A 21,124-nucleotide genomic window follows, 5' to 3' on the forward strand; every position below is an offset into this window, starting at 1 on the left:
CCCGGCGACCACCACGACCGGCCGACCGGCACCCCGCGCGCCCTCCGGCTCGGGGTGGCGGGCCCGGTCGGCACCGGAAAGAGCTCGATCCTCGCCACCCTGTGCCGTGAGCTGGCCGGTGAACTCGCCATGGCCGTGGTCACCAACGACATCTACACCGACGAGGACGCCCGCTTCCTCCGCTCGGCCGGCGTACTGCCCACGGAACGCATCCGGGCGGTGGAGACCGGCGCCTGCCCGCACACCGCGATCCGTGACGACGTCAGCGCCAACCTCGACGCCGTCGAGGACCTGGAGGAGGCGTACGGGCCACTCGACCTGGTGCTCGTCGAGAGCGGCGGCGACAACCTCACCGCCACCTTCAGCCCGGCGCTCGCCGACGCCCAGCTGTTCTGCATCGACGTGGCGGGCGGCGGCGACGTGGCGCGCAAGGGCGGCCCCGGCATCACCGGCGCCGACCTGCTGATCGTCAACAAGACCGACCTGGCGCCGTACGTCGAGGTCGACGTGGCCGCCATGGTCGCCGACGCCCGGAGCGCCCGCGGCGGTCTGCCGGTCCTCGCGCTCTCCAGGAAGGACCCCGGGTCGGTCGCCGAGCTCGCCGACTGGGTGCGGTCGGTGCTCGCCCGCCACCGCGACGGCACCCACATCCCCAGCGACCCGGGACCGATGGCACCCCACAGTCACGCCCCCAGTCACGCGCACAGCCACGCCCACAGCCACGACTCGTGACCCGGCACCCGAAGGCCGGCGCCGAGCCGGCCGACCCCACGGTCGTCACCGTGGAGCGCGCCCGCAACGGCAGCACCCTCGTCCGCGAACTGCGCCCCGGCGCCTTCCTCGCCCCCCGCCCCCTGCTCCCGGCCCCCGACCGCGTACGGATCGCCCTGGTCGGCACCCGGGCCGGGCTGCTCGCCGGCGACGATCTGGTGCTGCACATCTCGGTCGGCCCCGGGGCCCGCCTGGAGCTGGTGGAACCGTCCGGCCTGGTCGCCTACGACCACCGCGGCGGCACCTCCCGGTGGCGGGCCCGCGTCGACATCGCCGCGTACGGTGAACTGCACTGGGACGCCCGCCCGTTCGTGGTCTGCGACGGCGCCCGGGTGACACGGTCGATGGACGTCTCCCTGGCCGCCGGAGCGCGGATGCTGTGGCGGGACACCCTGGTCCTGGGACGCTCCGGCGAGCGAGGCGGCAGCGTCCGGGCAACCACCCGCGCCGCCTACGACGGTCACGACCTGCTGGTCGAGGACCTGGACCTGACGGACCCGGACGTACGCGAACTCCCCGGCGTCCTGGGGCCCCACCGCGTGATCGGTGCGGTCACCGCCCTCGGCTTCCGCCCGCAGGGCCCGCACCACCCGTACCGCATGGAGCTGGCGGGTCCTGCGGCACAGGTACGGCTCCTGGACACGGTGGCCCCGGAGATCGACGCGGAACTGGCCGCGGTCTGGGAGAACTGGCAGGCGGGGGTGTCGGGTGCGGGGTCGCCCGCCCCGGCTACCGGGCCGGCGCCGCCGCCGTCTGCTCCAGCTCCGCGGCACCGTCGTCCAGCCGGCGGCGAAGGCCGATCGCGTCCTCGGCCAGGGCCGTGACCAGCACCGCGGGACCGGACAGCGGAAGGACCGCGGTGTCCGGCCTGGCCGTGACAGCGGGCGGGCCGTCGTGCTCGGCGCTCCACCGCGGATCGACCACGAGAAGGGAACCCAGCGCCCGGCGCCCACCGGTGACGGCCGGCCCCTGCCAGCCGGGGGTGCCGGGGCCGACCGCCAGCTCCTGGTCGTACAGCGGCCGGTCTCCCTGGCAGACCCGGAGCCGCTGCCTGACGGTCCCGGGATGCTCCCCGTACCGGCCGAGCAGCAGCTCCTCGCGCAGCAGCAGACGCGCGCCCGGCTCCAGTACGACACGTGTGCTGCTGTGGTGGTCGCAGCCGCGCGCGGCGATGACCGGCTCGGGCAGCCACACCAGGGTGGCGTTCCGGCCCACCCGTACCGTCGTCCGGATCCGGGACGGCTCGCCGTGCGGACCGGGCAGGGCCAGGGTCGCCGACACGTCCCGCAGGACGAGGGCGGCGTCGGCGCCGACCTCTACGTGGAACCGCAGGTCGTCGCCGCCCAGGGGGCCGCCCGCGCCGGCCGCGCGGGAGATCCGGGCGGTGTTCTGGCCGGCCAGGCTCCAACGCCGCAGCGGCTCGGGGCCGGTGGCGATGGCGGGCCGCAGCAGCAGCGGGCCGTCCGACCGCAGCCGGGCGACCCGGCTGCGGCCCCGGCCGCCGGAACCCGCGGTGAGCGCGACCGCCAGTTCGGCGCGGGCCCGCATCAGCGGGCGGGCACGGTGAGGAGTTCGCGGACCCATGCGGCGACGGCGGTGGCGCCCGGGTCCTCGGTCAGGGAGGTGAACAGCACCGGCAGGTCGCCGCGCTGCGCGTGGGCGTCGCGGGCCATCACCGTCAGATCGGCGCCGACGTTCACCGCGAGGTCGGTCTTGTTGACGACGAGCAGGTCGGCCCGGGTGACTCCGGGGCCGCCCTTGCGCGGCACCTTGTCGCCGCCTGCCACGTCGACGACGAAGACCTGGCGGTCGACCAGACCGTAGCTGAACGTGGCGGTCAGGTTGTCCCCGCCGCTCTCGACCAGTACGAGGTCAAGGCGCGGGAGGCTCACCTGGAGCTCCTCGATGGCTTCCAGGTTGGCTGAGATGTCGTCCCGGATGGCGGTGTGCGGGCAGCAGCCGGTCTCGACGGCCCGGACCCGCTCGGCGGGCAGCACGCCATGGCGCAGCAGGAAGTCGGCGTCCTCGGTGGTGTAGATGTCGTTGGTCACGACCGCCAGCTCGTACTCGGCGCTCAACACGCGGCACAGCGCGGCCACGAGAGCGGTCTTGCCGGAGCCGACGGGGCCGCCGATCCCGACCCGCAGGGCCTGAACGGCCCGTCCCGGGGAGGACGGCGTCGTGTCCGCGGGGGACCGGGAGCCGTCCGGCTGCCGCTCGGACCGCTCTTGGTCGTACGTGTCGGATCGTGCGTGGTCAAGATGCAAAGAGACGCACCTCCCAGGTGGCGTGCAGTTGGGCGGAGATGTCAAGCAGCGGTGCACCCCGGGCCGGCAGATCCGCCGGGGTGTCGTGTGCCTGCGCGGCTGCGGCGGTGGCCACGGCGTCGAGCTGGTCGCCGAGCCGGGCGAGTACCGCGTAGACGGAGTAGGGGTCGAGCCCGAGCAGCCGGACAGCGGCGGTCGCCGGGACCATGACCGCGTCGTGTACGGCAGCCCAGGCGACGGCCTGCGGTTCCAGGTCGGCGACGGCCGCGACGGCACCCAGCGCGACCGGTTGGTGCGGGCCGCGCGGCGCGGCCGCGGCGAGCTCGTCGAGGGTGCTGTGCGGCCACACCCGCAGGGCGCAGCGCAGCAGTTGGCGGCCCAGTCGGCGGGACGCGGTGCGCAGGGCGGGGGACGGTGTGCGCGCCTCCAACTCGTCGTCGAGTCGGCTCAGTTCGGCGACGACAGAACCGCTCCCGGCCTGCGCCTCGCCGCCGGACCGCACCGCCGCGCAACCAGCGGCCGCGAACGCTGCGGCGACGTGGCCCACAGTTGCCACCCGACCGCGCAGAAACGCTTCCAGCCCGGCGAGGTCCTGTATGCCCTCCAAGGCGACAGCCGCCTCAAGCCCTCCGGAATGCGCGTGCGCCCCCGCGGGGAGACGCCCGTCGGCGAGCAGGAGCAGCGCGGCGAACGAGCCCTGTGCCGGCGGTGGTGGGGGACAGTCGGATCCGGTCGGCGCCGCTGGTGTCGCCGTGGTGGTCGATGCGGTCATCTAGAAGAGGAAGTAGCGCTGCGTCAGGGGCAGCTCGTGGGCGGGTTCGTGTTCGATCAGCTCGCCGTCGACGCGGACTCCGTACGTGTCGGGGTCGACCTCGATGCGGGGCAGCGCGGTGTTCTCGGGCAGGTCCGCCTTGCCCCGGCCGCGTACGCTCCGGACCGCCACGAGCGGGCGGGTGACCCGCGGGAGCCGCTCGGACAGACGGTCCTCGATCGCGGCCGGCGAGACGAACGCGACGCTGGTCGAGGCCGCCGACGGGCTCTTGGCGTTGAACCCGAGCCGCGGCAGGACCGGGTGCGGAGTGGGTACCGACGCGTTGGGGTCGCCGAGCGCGGCGGAAGCCGCCATGCCGCCCTTGAACACCATGGTCGGCCGCACTCCGAACAGGGCCGGCTGCCACAGCACCAGGTCGGCCATCTTGCCGGGTTCGACCGAGCCGACCTCGCCTTCCAAGCCGTGGGCGACGGCCGGACAGATGGTGTATTTCGCGATGTAGCGGCGGGCCCGGTGGTTGTCGGCCGGGCCGTCGCCCGGCAGTGACCCGCGCAGCGCCTTCATCCGGTGGGCGGTCTGCCAGGTCCGGGACACGACCTCGGCGATCCGGCCCATCGCCTGTGCGTCCGAGGACATGATCGACAGCGCGCCCAGGTCCTGCAGCACGTCCTCGGCGGCGATGGTGCCCGTCCGGACCCGGCTCTCGGCGAAGGCCAGGTCGTTGGGGACCTGCGGGTTGAGGTGGTGGGCCACCATCACCATGTCCAGGTGCTCGGCAATGGTGTTGTGCGTGAACGGCCGGGTGGGGTTGGTGGAGGCGGGCAGTACGTACGGCTCCGCAGCGATCCGGATGATGTCCGGAGCGTGGCCGCCGCCCGCGCCCTCGGTGTGGAAGGCGTGGAACGTACGGCCGCTGACCGCGGCGAGCAGATCCTCCACGAATCCGGCCTCGTTGAGGGTGTCGCTGTGGATCGCGACCTGCACTCCGGCCGCGTCGGCGACGGTCAGGGCCGCGTCGATCGCCGCGGGGGTCGCCCCCCAGTCCTCGTGGACCTTGAATCCCGCCGCCCCGCCCCGCAGTTGCTCCCACAGCGCGTCGTGGGAGACCGTGTTGCCGCGGGCCAGGAACAGCACGTTGACCGGCCATGGCTCGAACGACTCCAGCATCCGCTCCAGCCACCACGCGCCGGGGGTCGCCAGCGTCGCGAGCGATCCCTGGGTCGGGCCGGTGCCGCCGCCGACCACGGTCGTCGTGCCCGCGGCCAGGGCCTCTTCGAACATGTCCGGGCCGACGAAGTGCACATGCGTGTCGATCGTTCCGGCGGTGAGGATCATGCCGTTGCCCGCGGCGATCTCCGTCGACGGTCCGATGACCAGGTCGGGGTGGACGCCGTCCATGGTCTCCGGGTTGCCGGCCTTGCCCAGAGCCGTGATCCGGCCGTCGCGGATGCCCACGTCGGCCTTCACCACACCCCAGTGGTCCAGGACGACGGCGCCGGTGATGACCAGGTCGGGTGTCCCCTCCGCCCGGGTGGCCCGGGACTGGCCCATCGATTCGCGGATGGACTTGCCGCCGCCGAAGACCGCTTCGTCACCGCCGGCGCAGCGGTCCTCCTCGACCTCGATGAACAGATTGGTGTCCGCCAGGCGGATGCGGTCCCCGGTGGTGGGGCCGAACGCCGCCGCGTACTCCCGGCGTTGGACGTCAGCCATCGAGCGGCCCTCCGCACTCTCCCCGCAGCCCGGCGACGACGCGCTGTCCCGCGATCGGGATCAGCACCACCTCCACCAGCGCGCCCGGCTCGAACCGCACCGATCCGCCGGACAGCACGCTCAGCCGCCTGCCCCACGCCGCCTGCCGGTCGAACTCCAGCGCAGGGTTCGCCTCGGCGAAGTGGTAGTGCGACCCGACTTGTACGGGCCTGTCTCCCGTGTTGATCACGCGCATGGTGACCGTGTCCCTGCCTTCGTTGATCACCACCGGGCCGTCGCCGTAGAGGATCTCGCCGGGGACCAACGGCCGGTCGATGTGCGGCTGTTCGCCGGTGTAGTGGTGCCGAGGTGCTTGTCGCTCGCCCGTCCCGGCCCGCCGGGGGAGGCTCGGAGTGCTCGGACCGCTGTGCGGGTGCCGCGACGCGCCCTTGCGTCCCGAACCGCCCGGGTCGTCGCTGGGGTGCTCTCCGCGGGTCATGAGATCGGCCCCGTCACGGTGATCAGCTTGGTGCCGTCGGGAAAGGTCGCTTCCACCTGCAGCTGGGCGAGCATCTCGGGCACGCCCTCCAGTACGTCGTCCCGTCCGAGCACGTCACGGCCGGCCTCCATGAGATCGGTCACCGACCGGCCGTCCCGCGCGCCCTCCAACAGGAACGACGTGATCAGGGCCGTCGCCTCGGGAAGGTTGAGCTTCACACCGCGGTCCCTGCGCTCGGCGGCGAGCTTGGCGGCCATGTAGATCATCAGGCGCTCGCGCTCGTGCAGTGTCAGCAGCATCGGACCACGCTCCGCTCCAAGGGGTGCAACGAGCCGCCATCGAAACACCCCCTGCGCGCCCGCCCACCCGGACACGCCTTCACGACCGGCCGACGCACCCCCGGTTGGGGGACGGCACGGACCGGGGCACCCGCCGCGGGACTGCTCGTCCCCTGTGCACTCGTCGAATGTGCACTCCTCGAAGGTGCACTCCTCGAACGGCGGTGCCGAACACTCGGTTGCCGGTGCCGCGGGCACCGTACGAGAGCCCAGTTCAGCCCTGGGGCATCCCCTGGAACCAGGTGGTGGGCCCCTCCCCCGCCGCAAGCTTGATCCGATGCGTGCCGAACTCCTCCAGCGGCGGCAGCGCGTCGGGCTCGAACCAGCCCACTTCGAGCGACTCGTCGTCGTTCACGTAGCACTCCGTGGTCAACGCGCGGCAGCGCAGCGTGATGTCCATGAACTGGCAGACGTCGCCGTTCGGGTACCGGATCGGCTCTCGCGTCTCCACGAGTACGATCCGCTCGGCCTCGCAGCGCACCGCGGTCTCCTCGTACACCTCGCGCACCGCGCACTCGGCGGGCTGCTCGCCCGGCTCGGGGATGCCGCCGATGACCGCCCAGTTCCCGGTGTCGGAGCGGCGGCCGAGCAGCACTCTGCCCTCGTCGTCGAACACGATCGCGGTGACGCCCGGCAGAAACAGCAGCTGCTGCCCCGCCGAGGCGCGGATCTCACGAAGGAACTCAGGAATCGCCATGCCGTCGACCCTAACCGGCGCCTACGACACTCCCCGCCGTGCGCGCGAGCGCCCGCGCCGGACGAGCCTCAGGCCGCCCGACGCCGCGCCCTGACGGAACGCGCCAGGGCCCAACCGAGGCCGCCGGCCCCGACCGCGACGAGCAGCGCCTCCGGCAGGGCGCCCACGCGCGTGGCGACGGTCAGGGACGTGCGCTTCGGCACCTCGGCGACGAGGGTGTCCGCCACGAACATCCCCGTGTCCTGCGCGATCGACCCGTCGGGGCGGATCACCGCGCTGACCCCGCTGGTGACCGGAACCAGCACCGCGCGTCCGTGCTCGACCGCCCGCACCCGGTCCATGGCGAGCTGCTGGTACGTCATCTGGCTGCGCCCGAAGGTCGCGTTGTTGCTCGGCACGGACAGCACCTCCGCACCGGCCTCGACCTGGTCCCGCACGACCCCGTCGAACGCGGCCTCGTAGCAGGTCACGGGCCCGATTCCGGTGCCCGCCATGTCGAACACCACCGGCTTGTCGCCGGGGACGAAGCTGCCCGCGCGGTCCACGTCCTCGCTGAAGATCCGGAAGAAGCTCCGGTACGGCATGTACTCGCCGAAGGGCTGCAGCTGCCGCTTGTCGTACACCGCGCCCGGGCCGGTCTCCGGGTCCCAGAGGATCTGCCGGTTACGCGTGGTGCCGTCCTCCGCCGTGACGACGGCGCCGACGGAGATGGGCGCTCCGACGGCCTTGGCGGCCTTGTCGATCTCGGCGTACGCATCGGGGTTGACGTACGGGTCGATGTCCGAGGAGTTCTCCGGCCACACCACCAGGTCGGGCTTCACCTCGGCGTCGGCGAGCTTCATGGTCTCGCGCACGTGGTAGTCGAGCACTTCCCGCCGCTGCGCGTTGAAATCGAGCCCCATGCGGGGCACGTTGCCCTGGATGACGGCCACACGCGCGGTGCCGTTCTCCGCCTCGTTCGACACCGTCGGCAGCACCGCGGCCCCCGCGATCACCGGCGCGGCCGTCAACGCGGCCGCGGCGATCACGCCCCGGTCCCACACTCGCTTCACCGCGACGACGCGACGTGCGAGAGCGGCCAGCGCGAACCCGCAGAGCACGACCGCGAACCCGAGCAGCGGTGTCCCACCGATCGACGCGAGCGGCAGGAAGACGCCGCTGGGCTGCCCGAACGCGACCTTGCCCCAGGGGAAGCCGCCGAACGGGAAGCGGGCCCGCAGCGCCTCGTCGACGATCCACACGGCCGCCGCCCACAGCGGCCAGCCGGGCAGCCGCGTCACGAAGGCGATGCCTGCCGCACCCAGAGCCACGAACAGGGCCTCCGTGACGGCCAGCGCCAGCCAGGGCAGCGGCCCGACGTCGACACCCGTCCAGGACAGCAGCGGCACCAGGAAGCCGAGCCCCATGAGCAGGCCGAGGCCGAAGCCGGCGCGCGCCCGGCGCCCGTGCACGGCGAGGCCGAACAGGGCGAAGGCGATCGGTGCGAGCCACCAGAGCTCGCGCGGCGGGAACGCTGCGTACATGAGCAGCCCCGACGCCACGGCGGCCACGGGCGGCACGAACCGCCGCAGCAGCTTGTCGCGCACGGAGCGCTCGGGTTGCGGTTCCTGCGGTCCCGGCACGTCGGTGGAGGTCGTGGTGGCTGTCACCTCGCGGAGTCTACGGCGCGGCACTGACATGCGGACATGGTGGTCCAGGCCACCCACCCGGCCGGGCGGCGCCGGTCGGAGGGCAGCACGCGCGTGAGTACGTGATCGCGGGTTCGCGCTGACCTCGGTCGGCGCCACGGCCACGGTCGGCAACACCTTGAGCTTCGCGGCGGTGACCGTCGGTGCGGGTGCCCTGGCGGGGCTGGTCACGGCGCGTCGCCTGCGCGAGGAGCTGTCGGACGAGGCGCCTACTGCGGCCACGAGATCAGTCACCACAACGTAGGTGCACGATTTCGCCACCGGCACCGGCACCGGCACCAGCGGCGGCACCACACCGGCATCCCCAACAGCACCCACACCGTCACCGCGCGTCAGCGTGAGCCTGCGCCTGCGCCTGCGCCTGCGCCTGCGCGTGAACGTCAGAAACCCGCCGCAGGCCCCGTCGAGCGCATCCGCAACCGGTCCTGGATGACGCGCACCGCCGACTCCGCGTCGTCCACGGTGACCGTGAACTTGTGCCCGTCACCGAGGTTCAGCACCACGGCCTCGCCCCGCCGCACGATCACCGCCGTGCCCTTCTCCGGCCGCCAGCGATAGCCCCAGCCGCCCCACTGGCGCGGGCACACCTGAGGAGCGACTTCGGCGTCGACGATGTGCGACAGCGGGATACGGCGCCGGGGCAGACCGATGTGACCGCAGCGCACCTCGATCGATTCCTCGTCGACGCGCACAGCGACGTGGACGAACGCGAGCGTGCCGAACAGCATGAGGAGTCCGGCGGCCACGCAGCCGACCACGGCCATCACCAGCGCCCCGCTTCCCGAGGTCCAGGACGAGCCGACGGCGAGCTGGATGCCGAGCGCCAGGCAGGCGGCGCCCGCGAGGGCGAGCACCCACTGCAGGCGGTTGCTCGCGTGTCCGATCCAGACTTCCGGCGGGCGCTGATCGGCGCCCCGCGCGGTGTGCGGATGGTGCCTCATACCGAAAAGGCTACTCGTGTCCCACTCCGCAGGCAGGTGCGCACCGAGCGTGACCGCGCCTCCTCCGAGGCGGCGTGACCGCCCTCCCTTGAGGGGTCAGCGAGCGGTGCTGAGCTGCCCGAGCAGGCGTCCCTCGGCGTAGTTGAGGGCCGGTCCCGGCAGGGCTGACTCGCGGCCGCTGAGCAGCACCGTGAGCGACCCGGTGGGCTCGGCGTCCGGCTGGGCGGGAACGTCGACGCGGCGCAGCGCCTGGGCCGCGACGGCGCCCGCGCTGCCGTGGAACGCGAGCGGCGGCTGCCCCGGCTCCTGCAGCGCGGCCCGGATGCGCCCGGCGACGAGTTCGTAGTGGGTGCAGCCGAGGACGACGGCGTTCACCCCGGGCGGTGTGAGCGCGGCCGCCGCGGCGATCGCGGTGTCGATGGCGCTCTCGTCGGCCTGCTCCACCGCGTCGGCGAGGCCGGGGCAGGGCACTTCGGTGACGTCGACGCCGTCCGCGAACTTCCGGATGAGCCCGCGCTGATAGGGGCTGCCGGTGGTGGCGGGCGTGGCCCAGATCGCGACCGGTCCCCCGCCGGCGGCGGCGGGCTTGATGGCCGGCACCGTGCCGATCACCGGAAGCTGCGGCTCCAGTCGGGCGCGCAGCGTCGGCAGGCTGTGTACGGACGCCGTGTTGCAGGCGACGATCAGGGCGTCGGGCCGCTGCGCCGCGGCGGCCTCGGCGGCGAGGAGTGCGCGCTGCGTCAGGTCCTCGGGCGTACGCGGGCCCCAGGGCATTCCGTCGGGGTCCGACGAGATGACGAGGTCGGCGTCGGGCCGCAGGCGGCGCACCGCCGCGGCGGCCGGGAGGAGTCCGATTCCGGAGTCGACTAGCGCGATCTTCACCCGGTCACCATAGTCGATCGCCCTTGCGGGCCCTGCCCTGTGGGGCAGACTCCCGGGGATGAGCGCAGTTGCGTGCACCGCCCTCGTGTCCCTGGCTGCCTGGCTCTGGCTGCTGCTCGGCCAGGGCCTGTTCTGGCGTACGGATCTGCGGCTGCCGCCGCGCCGCGAGCCCGCGGACTGGCCGTACGTGTGCATCGTCGTGCCCGCGCGGGACGAGGCCGCGGTCCTGCGGGAGAGCCTGCCGTCGTTGCTCGCGCAGGACTATCCAGGACGTGCCGAGATCGTCTTCGTCGACGACGGAAGCTCGGACGGTACGGGCCGTCTCGCGCGCGCCCTGGCCGACCGGCACCGGGGCCTGCCCCTGACGGTGACGTCACCGGGTGAGCCGCCGGCGGGCTGGACGGGGAAGCTGTGGGCGGTGCGGCACGGAATCGCCTGCGCGCGTGCGACGGACGACCGGAAACCGGGACCACGCGCGCGTGCGACGGCCCGCGAGTACCAGCACGACGCGGCCGCGGGGGTGCCGGAGTACCTGCTCCTCACGGACGCGGACATCGCCCATGAGCCGGACAGCCTGCGGGAGTTGGTGGCCGCGGCGCGTTCCGGCGGCTTCGACCTCGTGTCGCAGATGGCCCGGCTCCGGGTGGTGAGCGCGTGGGAGCAGCTGGTCGTCCCGGCGTTCGTGTACTTCTTCGGGCAGCTGTATCCGTTCCGGTGGGTGGCGAGGCAGGGCGGGCGGACGGCTGCCGCCGCGGGGGGCTGTGTGCTGCTGCGTACGGACGCCGCCGAGCGCGCGGGGGTGCCGGAGGTGATCCGGCACGCGGTGATCGACGACGTGGCCCTCGCGGGCGCCGTGAAGCGCAGCGGCGGCCGGATCTGGCTCGGCCTCGCGGAGCGGGTGGACAGCGTGCGCCCGTATCCGCGTCTCGCCGACCTGTGGCAGATGGTGTCGCGCAGCGCGTACGCCCAACTGCGGCACAGTCCGGCCCTGTTGGCCGGCACGGTGCTCGGGCTCGCGGTGGTGTACCTGGCGCCGCCGGTCACGTTGGCGGCGGGGCTGGTCATGGATGAGCCGGTCGCCGTGGCAGCCGGGGGCGGCGCGTGGCTGATCATGACGGTGACGTATCTGCCGATGCTCCGCTACTACCGCCGGACGCTGTGGCTGGCGCCGCTGCTGCCGATGACGGCGCTGCTCTATCTGTTCATGACGGTGGACTCGGCGATCCGGCACCACAGAGGAAAGGGTGCCGCGTGGAAAGGGCGCACCTATGAGCGCCCGGACCGCGGCGAGGCAGCCGCGGGCCGGTGACGTCCGCTATTTCCGCCCAGGGGTCCAGTTCATGCCCCAGCCGTACGCGTGGTCGAGGGTCCGCTGCATGCTGACGCCGCGCTCCGGCACCAGATAGGCGGCCTCGCGGCGCACAACGAGGTCGCCGCCCTCCTGCGTGAGCAGGGCGAGCGCGCACACGGTTGACGGCACCGTGCACTCGTCCAGGTGAAAGTCGACGGGGGCGCCGTGCTGCGGGGAGAGGGTGACGGTGGCGTTCAGGTCGGCGAAGCTGCGGGCGCCCTCGTAGATCATCACGAAGATGAGGATCCGCTTGAAGTCGTGCGCGTGGTCCAGGTTGATGGTCAGGTTCTCGCCACTTGAGCGCGCGCCGGTGCGGTCGTCCGCGTCGAGATGGAGGTACGGGGGCTCGTGCAGGGCGCCGAAGGTGTTGCCGACCGCCTGGACGACTCCCTTGCGGCCGTCGGCGAGTTCGTAGAGCGCGCCCAGGTCGAGGTCGAGGCCGCCCGCCTGGGCGGCGGCGACGGCCTGGTTGAGCTTGGCCATCAGCCCCTTCGCCTGCGGCGGCTTGCGGACCTGCCAGTTGAGGTTGACCCGCATCGCGCCCGACGTACCGCCCTGCTTGGTCAGGGAGACGGCGGGGGACTCCTTCGTGAGCGTCACCTTGTTGAGGCTGACCGGGGCGGCGGGCGCGGCGGGCACGGCAGCGGGCGGCGTGGGCACCGCAGGGGCCGGGGCGGGCACGGCGGGCACGGCGGAGGCGGGAGGGGCGGGCGAGGGCTGCGGGGGCGACGAGGGCGGCGTGGCCTGCGGCTCGTCCACGGCGATCCCGAAGTCCGTGGCGAGGCCCGCGAGTCCGCTGTCGTAGCCCTGGCCGACGGCGCGGAACTTCCAGGCGCCCTGACGGCGGTAGAGCTCGCCGAGCACGAAGGCCGTCTCCGCGGACGCGTCCCCGCTGTCGTAGCGGGCGAGTTCGGCGCCGTTCGCCGCGTCGAGCAGCCGGACGTGCAGGCCGGGGATCTGTCCGAAGGTGCCGCCGTCGGCCGACGCGGCGAGCACGACGGTCTCGATTTCGGGCTCCACGCGCGCGAAGTCGACGACGAGCGCATCGGTCACCTGGCCGCCCGCGGTCCGCTTGCCGTCGTGCCGTACCGCCCCGGAGGCGTGGTCGGCCTGGTTGTAGAAGACGAAGTCGCTGTCGGAGCGCACCTTTCCGGATACGAGGAGCAACGCCGAGGCGTCCGCGTCCGGTACGCCGGGACCGGACCGCCAGCCGATTTCGACGCGCACGGCCGGTGCGGGCACCGGAACATTCGATCCCTTGGGCATTGACATGTCCGCTCCCCTTGCGAGTGACCGGGTCCGGAAGGGTTCATGAACGGCCGCACGGAAGCGACCGATTAATTACAGCCAACCTATTCCCCGAGGATCCGCGCGGCCCCACTCGGGGGATCGAAGATCACTGGTCAACCGCCGGTAACGCGCGCTTTACACGATCAACACCATCAAGGGCGACCGTTTTTTGCCGAGTTCGCTCGGATTGGGGACGCCTGGTCACTGTCGGCACGTGAAGCAACCCTCTTATCGGTCTCCCCAACCAGCACATCTTGGGCTTAACTTATGTGCCATGACCTCCCCCCGCTCCACCTATGGCGGCGGTTACTACTCCGCGCCGTCCTTCCCGGACACCCCGATCTATGACTCGCTCGTGGCCGAGCGCGGCACTCCGCAAATCGCCCCGATCCGGGTCCCCTCCGCGTACGACACCGGAAGCAGCCTGCCGGCGTTGCCGGCCCTGCCGGCCGCGCCCTCCCCGCAGACCTCCTCCTACGGCTATCCGTCGCAGCAGCAGGCGCCGACGCAGCCCGCGCCCGCCGCGCACATCCCGCAGCAGGCCACCGCCCCGCGCGGGTACGGGGCCGGACAGCCGCAGCAACAGCGGCCGTTCGGCGGCGGCACGGGCTACGAAGCGATGCGACCGGCGACGCCCCGCCCCGCACCGGCGCCCAACCCGCACGACGACCCGTACTACCGCCAGCACCCCGGCCGCGGGTACTGAAGGGCCGACCGGATCCGGGGCTGTCAGTGCCTCCTGGCAGGATGGCCCCATGCCGAACCCAACGCTGCGCTCGATCCACATCCATCCGCTCAAGTCGGTGCAGGGTCATGCCACGGCGGAGGCCGTCGTGGAGCCCTGGGGGCTCGCCGGTGACCGCAGGTGGATGGTGGTCGAGCCGGACGGCCGGTCCATCACCCAGCGCCAGCAGCCACGGCTCGCACTCGTGACCGCCGAACCACTGCCCGGGGGCGCCCTCCGGCTGACCGCGCCGGGGCGCGAGCCGCTCACCGTGCCGGTGCCCGACGCCTCGCGCACGGTCCCGGTCGAGGTGTGGCGGGACAAGGTGGCGGCAGTGCCCGCCGGGGAGCCCGCGAGCGCCTGGCTGAGCGACTGGCTCGGCACCGCGATACGCCTGGTGCACCTGGACGACCCGGCCCACCGCCGCCCCCTGGACCCCGGGTACGCGCAGCCGGGCGAGACGGTCAGCTTCGCCGACGGCTTCCCGCTCCTGATCGCCGCGCTGTCGTCCCTCGACGCCCTCAACTCCCTGATCGAGCAGGGTGATCATGCCGACGAGGGCCCGCTTCCCATGAACCGCTTCCGGCCCAATGCCGTCGTCGACGGCACCGCGCCCTGGGCCGAGGACGAGTGGTCCCGCATCGCCATCGGCGAGGTTCCCTTCCGCGTCGCCAAGCCCTGCGGCCGCTGCGTCGTGACGACCACGGACCAGCGCACCGCCGAGCGCGGCAAGGAGCCGTTGCGTACCCTCGCCCAGCACCGGCGCTTCGGTGACCAGCTGGTCTTCGGCCAGAATCTGGTGCCCGAGACCACCGGCACGATCCGCGTCGGCGATCCGGTGAAGATCCTCGAATAGCGCGGCCCACAGGGGGAACCCGCCACGGTGCAACCGGTCGTCGACCTTCGTCGGCCCTCTCCGGGGTCCAGGCGGAACCGCGCACGAAGGAACCGCACACGAAGGAATAGCGCACGAAAGAACCGCGCACAGAACCCGAAGGTGAGACCACCGACGAGGCATCGGCGACCACTCACCACAACAACCGCACGGCACCGGCCCGATCCGGAGCGTCGCCGCCTCCCGCCCCGGGGTGTGGCCGAAAGCGTCCAGGCGCACACTGGGCAAGAGGCGGTACGGAACCCAGGTCCGTGAAACGCGGCCACCGGGCACCGGAGCCGGTCCGTCGCAAGCGCGGCCGGCTCGCAGGGGACCGGACAGGTGCGCGGACCCGCCGCCGGGAAGGGTGATTTCGCTCTCTCTCGGCGCGACCCGCGCTTGGACCGTGCCGTTGGCGGTAATGACGGACGCGGAAGGGGGAGGTGCTGGATCGTGCGGGCGATCGCGGGACTCTGGCGCTGGCGGCACAATCCGCTGCGCCGTACAACGGATTTCGTGGAGGCCTTGGTGGCCCTTGCGGCCGCAGTGCTCATCGCGGTGGCCGCTCCGTTCGTCGGCTCACTCGCGGGCGGTCTCACTCAGGACGCCCTGCACGAAGCGGTGCGGGCGCAGCACGAGAGCCGCCACAAGGTGACGGCGACCGTGGTCAGCACCGTGACACAGCCGCCCGTCGACCCCGACCCGGAAACCGCCACCGCGCGTGACGGCCATCGCCGCGTCGTCGCCAACTGGACGGCTCCCGACGGCCAACAGCGCTCCGGCACCGTGACGGCGGCCGCCGTCGCCGCCCCCGGCGACCTGGTCCCGCTGTGGACCGACCGGTCCGGCCGGCCGGTCGCACGCCCGATGGACCCCGGCACCGCCACCGTGCACGCCGTGCTCGCCGGGCTCGGCGTCGCCGCGGCCACCGGAGCGACCATCGAGGGCGTGCGCCGGCTCGTCCTGTGGCGGCTGGTCTGCCGCCGGTACGCGGCCTGGGACCGCGAGTGGGCGGCCGCGGGGCCGGACTGGGGCCGTACGGGCACCGGAAGTTGACAACGGCCGTAACGGCACCGGAACTCCACCCACGCCGAACTCCCCTGCCCGCAACACCCGGTGACCCGCCCCGTACGCCTTGCGCATAGGCCCGACACCGCACCGTCACCACACCTCCCCGCGCCCGCCCGGCGGGTTGTCCACAGACCGGGGTGAGCGGTCAACTCCCGTCCCCCACGCACGCTACGGTGGACGCCTGTCCGACGGATCGCACGAGGTGGGGGCACGACAACGCCATGGCACAGGGCACGGTCCAGGTGACGCACACCGGCACTTCGCGGTGGCGGCGCCGCACGGGCGAGTACGGATCGCTCGCCGCGGCCCTAGAGGCGGCGGGCGACGGTGACGTGCTGACCGTGGCCCCCGGGACGTACCGCGAGAACCTTGTGGTGCAGCGGGCCGTGACGCTGCGTGGCCCCGAAGGGTCCCCCGGATCGGTGCGGATAGCGCCCGCCGACGGAGTGCCGCTGACCCTGCGTGCCTCGGCCGTCCTTCAGGACCTCCAGTTCGAGGGGCAGGACGCGGCGGCGCCCGCGCTGCTCGTCGAGGACGGTGCGCCCGAGCTGGTCGACGTGCGGATCGTCACGCGGTCCGCGGCCGGCCTCGAAGTGCGCTCGGGGGCACGGCCGACGGTGCGGCGCTGCACGGTCGACAATCCCGCGGGCATCGGCATCGCCGTGCTCGACGGCGCGGGCGGCGTCTTCGAGGAGTGCGAGGTCGTCGCGGCCGGGCCGAGCGGCGTGACCGTGCGCGGGGGCGCGCACCCGCGCCTTGAGCGCTGCCGCGTGCACCACGCCTCCGGCACGGGCATCTCGGTCACCGGCGAGAACTCCCAGCTGGAAGGCCTGGGTTGTGAGGTGTACGAGGTCAAGGGCACCGGCGTGCAGATCACCGGCCGGGCCGGCGCACACCTCACGGACTGCGAGGTGCACCGCACCAGCGCGGACGGCATCACGCTCGACACGGACGCGGTGCTGACGCTCGCCGACTGCCGGCTGCACGACATCCCGGAGAACGCGATCGACCTGCGCTCCCGCTCCGTGCTCACCCTGACCCGGTCCACGATCAGCCGCTTCGGGCGCAACGGCCTGTCCGTATGGGACCCGGGCACGCGCGTGGACGCCAACCAGTCGGAGATCCACGACAGTACGGGCGACTACCCGGCGGTGTGGGTCAGTGACGGCGCCACTGCGGTGCTCGACGCCTGCCGGGTGCGGGACGTACCGGACGCGCTGTTCGTGCTTGACCGGGGCTCACGCGTGGACGTCGTGGACAGCGACCTCGCGCAGGTCCGCAACACGGCGGTGTCGGTGAGCGACGGCGCCATCGCGCAGCTGGACGACTGCCGGATCCGCGAGGTCGCCACCGGCGCCTGGTTCCGCGACCACGGCAGCGGCGGCACCCTCTCCGGGTGCACGATCGACGGCGCGCAGACCGGCGTCATCGTCACCAAGGGCGCCGATCCGACGGTGGAGCGCTGCGAGGTCACCTCTCCTTCGGAGGCAGGGTTCTATGTGTCGGCCGAGGGGCGCGGCAGTTTCGTCAACTGCCGGGTGACGGGCAGCGGCGGCTACGGCTTCCACGTCCTCGACGGCTGCCGGGCCACGCTCCGCCGCTGCCGTACGGAGCGCTGCGCGCGCGGTGGTTACGAGTTCGGGGACGGCGGCGCCCAGGCCGCGGGCGGCACGGGAGGGCCTCAGGTGGAGGACTGCACGAGCGACGAAAGCGGCGGGGTGCGCCCGCCGTCCCCGGCCGGGCCCGTGGTGCAGCGGGCCACCCAGTCCGCGGGGCTGTTGGGCGGTGTTCCCGAGCAGCGGCCGGCGGAACCGGTGTCCGAGCCCGCAGAGGAAGAGGTGCGCAGCTCGCAGGACGTCCTCGGCGAGCTCGACGCGCTGGTCGGCCTGGACAGCGTCAAGCGCGAGGTGCGCGCCCTCACCGACATGATCGAGGTCGGCCGCAAGCGTCAACTGGCCGGCCTCAAGGCCGCGTCGGTCCGCCGCCACCTGGTCTTCACGGGCTCGCCCGGCACCGGAAAGACGACGGTGGCGCGGCTGTACGGCGAGATCCTGGCCTCGCTCGGCGTGCTCGACAAGGGCCACTTGGTGGAGGTGTCCCGGGTCGACCTGGTCGGCGAGCACATCGGTTCGACGGCGATCCGTACGCAGGAGGCGTTCGAACGCGCGCGTGGCGGCGTGCTGTTCATCGATGAGGCGTACGCGCTGTCCCCGGAGGACTCGGGGCGGGACTTCGGGCGCGAGGCGATCGACACGCTGGTGAAGCTGATGGAGGACCACCGGGACGCGGTCGTGGTGATCGTCGCGGGCTACACCGCCGAGATGCAGCGCTTCCTGTCCGTCAACCCCGGTGTGGCGTCCCGCTTTTCACGCACCATCACCTTCGGCGACTACGCGCCGGAGGAGCTGCTCCGCATCGTGGAACAGCAGGCCGACGAGCACGAGTACCGCCTCGGCAGCGGCACGGACGAGGCGGTCCTGAAGTACTTCACGGAGCTGCCGAAGGGCCCGGCGTTCGGCAACGGGCGGTCCGCGCGCCAGACCTTCGAGGCGATGGTGGAGCGGCACGCGGGCCGGGTCGCGCAGCTCGCCGACGCCAGTACGGACGACCTGACGCTGCTCTACCCGGAGGACCTGCCCGAGCTGCCCTGACGGGGCTCCGCGGCACCGGCTGCGGGGTCGGCGGCCGCCACCGGGTCGGCCGCCACCGGGTCGTCCACCGGGTCGGCCTCCGGCGGGTCGGCCTCCGGCGCCGTTGCGTCACCCCGTGGCGCGGGCAGCTCGGCGGGGTGGTGCGCCCCTGACGCGTGCGGCCGGTCGTCGCCCACGCAGTCGTGGCTGGGCTCACGACTCGCTCCGGGGCGAAGCCGGGCCAGGAGGGTGCCGCGGACCCGGGCGAAGACGGGGTCGGCCTGGTAGTCGCCGTGGCCGAGGATCGGGGCGGGCAGGGGCTGGCTCTCCGTACGGCCGTAGGCGAGGGGGTCCTTGAGGGGGGCGTGGTCGACGTCGGGGCCGCAGGCGCCGGGCAGGCCGATGGGGCCGCCGATGGGGTCGGTGGGGCGGTGCAGGTTGCGCCAGCAGTCGACCTCGCGGTGCAGGGACATCAGGGCAGCGGGCCCGAAGTGGGCGGGGAACCAGCGGCCGTACAGGCGCTGCAGCGGTGAGCCGTAGGTGAGCAGGGCGACGCGGCGGCGCACCGACGGGCTCAGCTGCCAGAGCGCGGAGGCGGCGAGGACGCTGCCCTGGGAGTGGCCGGAGATGACGAGGCGGCCGCCGGTCTGCCGGGTCCAGGTGGCCATGCGCCAGGTCAGGTCGGGCACCGCACGCTCCGCGTAGCAGGGCGGCGCGAAGGGGTGGGCGGCGCGCGGCCAGAACGTGCCGACGTCCCACAGGATGCCGATGGTGCGGCGGGCCGAGGGGTCGCGGTAGGCGCGCCGGCCCCAGGTGACGAAGAGGATGAAGCCGAAGCCGATCAGCCAGGAGCCGAGGGCCTGGGTGGTGTCGGCTACGCCCTCGACGAACGCCGGGGTGCCTTCGGCGGCCTCACCGGGCACCTGCCTGGTCGACCAGGCGCCGAGGAGCGCGGCGGCGCCGAGCAGCAGGGTGAGGGCGGAGACGATGCCGACGAGGACCGGGGCCCGGTCGGTGAGGGCGGCACGCGCGCGGGTGCCCGCGATGCGGCGGGTGCGCTCGGTGTCGGGCCGCTCGCCCGCGTAGTCCAGCGGTACGCGGGCGACCTCGCGGCGGCTGCGGCGGCGGGTGCGCAGGGCGAGGACGACGGCGAGGAGCAGGACGGCGACGAGGAGGACCGGGATCACGGCTGCCTGCCAGGACAGGACGACGGGCGGGCCGAGGAAGGCGGCGCCGTCCGCCGCGGGCGTGCCGCCTCCGTCCAGCCAGTCGCCGACGCGCTGGGCGACGCCGCCGGACATGACGCCGCCGAGGGCGCACGCCAGCATCGCCACGGCGGGCCCGCCGACACCTCCGAGTACCGTGCCGGGCACGGCACTTCGGCGGTGCAGCGCCCAGGCGACCGCGGCCATCGCGAGGACGATCAGACCCTGCACGAGGGCGATCACGCCGAACGTCTCGTCGCCCGGCAGCCGGCCCGACGAGCGCCACGCGGGGCGGTCCCACCCCGCGTAGACGACGGCGAGCCCCAGGACGGCGAGCGCCCCGAGGGGCAGGATCCGGACGACCCGGTCGAGGTGTTCGTCGAAGGTGGACTCGCTGCGGCCGCGGCGGCAGACGACGGCCACGACGGTCACGGCGCCGAGGGCCAGGACCGCTTCGAGCAGCACGCCGAAGGCGTGCAGGGCGCCGTTGCCCGCGGAGCGGTCGTAGCGGGCGGCGGAGGTGCCCACGGCGGCGGCGACGGTGAGCAGGCCCGCGGCGGTGTGCGCGGCGCGCAGGCGGGCGACGAGGCGCCGCCCGTACCAGAAGCCGGGGCGGCTGAGCGCGCTGCGCGTGCCGTCCTCCTCGGGCTCGTCCTGGTGCGGCAGGGGCTGCTGGGACTCGTACGCGCTCCAGGTGCGCTGCGAGAGGTACCAGAGCAGGGCGGTGAGGGCCGCGGGGGCCAGGGCGGCCAGGGCGAGGCGGCGGCCGGGCTGGGTCCACCAGCCGGTGCCGCTCTCGCTGGGCGCGAGGAAGGTGAGCCAGGCCCGGCCCTCGGCGCACGCGCGCGTGCCGGCGCACTGCCAGGCGGTCAGGTCGAGGGCGACCTCGCAGGCGGCGGCGACCAGGAGCACGGTGAGGGTGAGGGCGACGAGCCGCACGAGCATCCCGTAGGCACTCACCGCGCGGCGCATGCCCTTGGCGGTGGGGCGCATCCAGTGGGCGAGGTTGACCACCATGAACGGCAGCAGCAGCAGCCACAGCGCGCGGGCGCCGTCGCCGGAGGTGAGGTTGGACCAGACGTACGCCTCGGCGACCGGCTCGTCCGCGTAGTCCTCGGGGCGCTGCTCGGCGTCGACGTCGTCCGCGCGGCGGTGGACGGCGGCGGTCTCGTCGCCGGTGATGCGCACCGTGCTCGGGTCGTTCAGCATCTCCTGCGGGGTGGTGCCGCCGACGCCGTGGACGAGGAGTTCCAGGGCGACGCGGTCGCCGCTCGCGTCGGGTGCGGGCTCGGGCGGCGGCTGGTCCTGCCGCCGCTGTTCGGCTGTGTCGTTCGCGCGCCCCACTGGTCCCCCGACCCCCCGTGATTCTGCATGTGACGGTGCGGTACAAGCATCCTCGTTCGCGGCCCCGCTGGGCACCCCTCGTCACGGA

Annotated in this window: 19 protein-coding genes; 7 read left to right on the plus strand and 12 right to left on the minus strand. The window is 73.5% G+C overall.

Annotation, left to right across the window (positions count from 1 at the left end; all coding sequences use genetic code 11):
• Positions 1 to 54: 54 nt before the first annotated feature.
• Together ureG (QIS99_RS22840) and QIS99_RS22845 are read left to right on the plus strand one after the other, a co-directional pair.
• Entirely contained in the window at positions 55 to 732 is a 678-nt protein-coding gene (gene ureG / locus QIS99_RS22840) for an urease accessory protein UreG (RefSeq protein ID WP_282515509.1), read from the plus strand.
• A complete protein-coding gene (locus QIS99_RS22845; RefSeq protein ID WP_282515466.1) occupies positions 729 to 1,595 on the plus strand; it encodes an urease accessory protein UreD in 867 nt (288 codons plus the stop codon). Before ureG (QIS99_RS22840) ends, QIS99_RS22845 begins: the two co-directional genes overlap by 4 nt.
• Here the strand turns inward: QIS99_RS22845 and QIS99_RS22850 are convergent.
• The 10 genes from QIS99_RS22850 to QIS99_RS22895 form a co-directional block, all read right to left on the minus strand.
• Positions 1,501 to 2,355, minus strand: a complete 855-nt coding sequence (locus QIS99_RS22850) for an urease accessory protein UreD (RefSeq protein ID WP_282515467.1) — start codon at positions 2,353 to 2,355, stop codon at positions 1,501 to 1,503. The genes QIS99_RS22845 and QIS99_RS22850 overlap by 95 nt on opposite strands.
• Positions 2,319 to 3,038, minus strand: a complete 720-nt coding sequence (gene ureG / locus QIS99_RS22855; protein WP_282515468.1) for an urease accessory protein UreG — start codon at positions 3,036 to 3,038, stop codon at positions 2,319 to 2,321. Before ureG (QIS99_RS22855) ends, QIS99_RS22850 begins: the two co-directional genes overlap by 37 nt.
• The gene (locus QIS99_RS22860; RefSeq protein WP_282515469.1) at positions 3,028 to 3,810 is read right to left on the minus strand and encodes an urease accessory protein UreF; all 783 of its coding nucleotides are present in this window, start codon (positions 3,808 to 3,810) and stop codon (positions 3,028 to 3,030) included. The genes ureG (QIS99_RS22855) and QIS99_RS22860 overlap by 11 nt, the downstream gene beginning before the upstream one ends.
• Positions 3,811 to 5,523: an urease subunit alpha gene (locus QIS99_RS22865; protein WP_282515470.1), complete on the minus strand. Its 1,713-nt coding sequence runs from the start codon at positions 5,521 to 5,523 to the stop codon at positions 3,811 to 3,813.
• Positions 5,516 to 5,827 carry an urease subunit beta gene (locus tag QIS99_RS22870; protein ID WP_282515510.1) on the minus strand — a complete coding sequence of 104 codons (312 nt, stop codon included), beginning with the start codon at positions 5,825 to 5,827 and terminating at the stop codon, positions 5,516 to 5,518. Before QIS99_RS22870 ends, QIS99_RS22865 begins: the two co-directional genes overlap by 8 nt.
• A gap of 170 nt (positions 5,828 to 5,997) precedes the next feature.
• Positions 5,998 to 6,300 (minus strand): urease subunit gamma, encoded by a 303-nt coding sequence (locus QIS99_RS22875; RefSeq protein WP_282515471.1) that lies wholly within the window; start codon positions 6,298 to 6,300, stop codon positions 5,998 to 6,000.
• A gap of 253 nt (positions 6,301 to 6,553) precedes the next feature.
• Entirely contained in the window at positions 6,554 to 7,036 is a 483-nt protein-coding gene (locus QIS99_RS22880; protein ID WP_282515472.1) for an NUDIX hydrolase, read from the minus strand.
• A gap of 68 nt (positions 7,037 to 7,104) precedes the next feature.
• On the minus strand, positions 7,105 to 8,685 hold the full coding sequence (gene lnt / locus QIS99_RS22885) for an apolipoprotein N-acyltransferase (protein WP_408909610.1): 1,581 nt from the start codon (positions 8,683 to 8,685) through the stop codon (positions 7,105 to 7,107).
• Positions 8,686 to 9,104: 419 nt separating this feature from the next.
• Positions 9,105 to 9,665: a hypothetical protein gene (locus QIS99_RS22890; protein ID WP_282515474.1), complete on the minus strand. Its 561-nt coding sequence runs from the start codon at positions 9,663 to 9,665 to the stop codon at positions 9,105 to 9,107.
• Between the two features lie 96 nt (positions 9,666 to 9,761).
• Entirely contained in the window at positions 9,762 to 10,547 is a 786-nt protein-coding gene (locus QIS99_RS22895; RefSeq protein ID WP_282515476.1) for a glutamate racemase, read from the minus strand.
• Positions 10,548 to 10,605: 58 nt separating this feature from the next.
• Here QIS99_RS22895 and QIS99_RS22900 point away from each other — a divergent pair, with 58 nt between their 5' ends.
• On the plus strand, positions 10,606 to 11,856 hold the full coding sequence (locus QIS99_RS22900; RefSeq protein WP_282515477.1) for a glycosyltransferase: 1,251 nt from the start codon (positions 10,606 to 10,608) through the stop codon (positions 11,854 to 11,856).
• A gap of 6 nt (positions 11,857 to 11,862) precedes the next feature.
• Here QIS99_RS22900 and QIS99_RS22905 read toward each other — a convergent pair whose 3' ends face one another.
• Positions 11,863 to 13,170, minus strand: a complete 1,308-nt coding sequence (locus QIS99_RS22905) for a TerD family protein (protein ID WP_408909611.1) — start codon at positions 13,168 to 13,170, stop codon at positions 11,863 to 11,865.
• A 292-nt stretch (positions 13,171 to 13,462) separates the two neighbouring features.
• Here QIS99_RS22905 and QIS99_RS22910 point away from each other — a divergent pair, with 292 nt between their 5' ends.
• From QIS99_RS22910 to QIS99_RS22925, 4 genes are all read left to right on the plus strand, one after another.
• A complete protein-coding gene (locus tag QIS99_RS22910) occupies positions 13,463 to 13,894 on the plus strand; it encodes a DUF6643 family protein (protein ID WP_282515479.1) in 432 nt (143 codons plus the stop codon).
• Between the two features lie 49 nt (positions 13,895 to 13,943).
• Positions 13,944 to 14,768, plus strand: coding sequence for an MOSC domain-containing protein (locus tag QIS99_RS22915; protein ID WP_282515480.1), 825 nt, complete (start codon positions 13,944 to 13,946; stop codon positions 14,766 to 14,768).
• A 471-nt stretch (positions 14,769 to 15,239) separates the two neighbouring features.
• The gene (locus QIS99_RS22920; RefSeq protein ID WP_282515481.1) at positions 15,240 to 15,842 is read left to right on the plus strand and encodes an Rv1733c family protein; all 603 of its coding nucleotides are present in this window, start codon (positions 15,240 to 15,242) and stop codon (positions 15,840 to 15,842) included.
• 236 nt (positions 15,843 to 16,078) lie between these two features.
• The gene (locus tag QIS99_RS22925) at positions 16,079 to 18,508 is read left to right on the plus strand and encodes a right-handed parallel beta-helix repeat-containing protein (protein WP_282515482.1); all 2,430 of its coding nucleotides are present in this window, start codon (positions 16,079 to 16,081) and stop codon (positions 18,506 to 18,508) included.
• Here QIS99_RS22925 and QIS99_RS22930 read toward each other — a convergent pair.
• Positions 18,478 to 20,901 carry a hypothetical protein gene (locus QIS99_RS22930; protein WP_408909613.1) on the minus strand — a complete coding sequence of 808 codons (2,424 nt, stop codon included), beginning with the start codon at positions 20,899 to 20,901 and terminating at the stop codon, positions 18,478 to 18,480. The two genes, QIS99_RS22925 and QIS99_RS22930, sit on opposite strands and share 31 nt — an antisense overlap.
• Positions 20,902 to 21,124: the final 223 nt, after the last annotated feature.

This window comes from Streptomyces solicavernae (genome assembly GCF_029968095.1).
GTDB classification, from domain to species: domain Bacteria; phylum Actinomycetota; class Actinomycetes; order Streptomycetales; family Streptomycetaceae; genus Streptomyces; species Streptomyces solicavernae.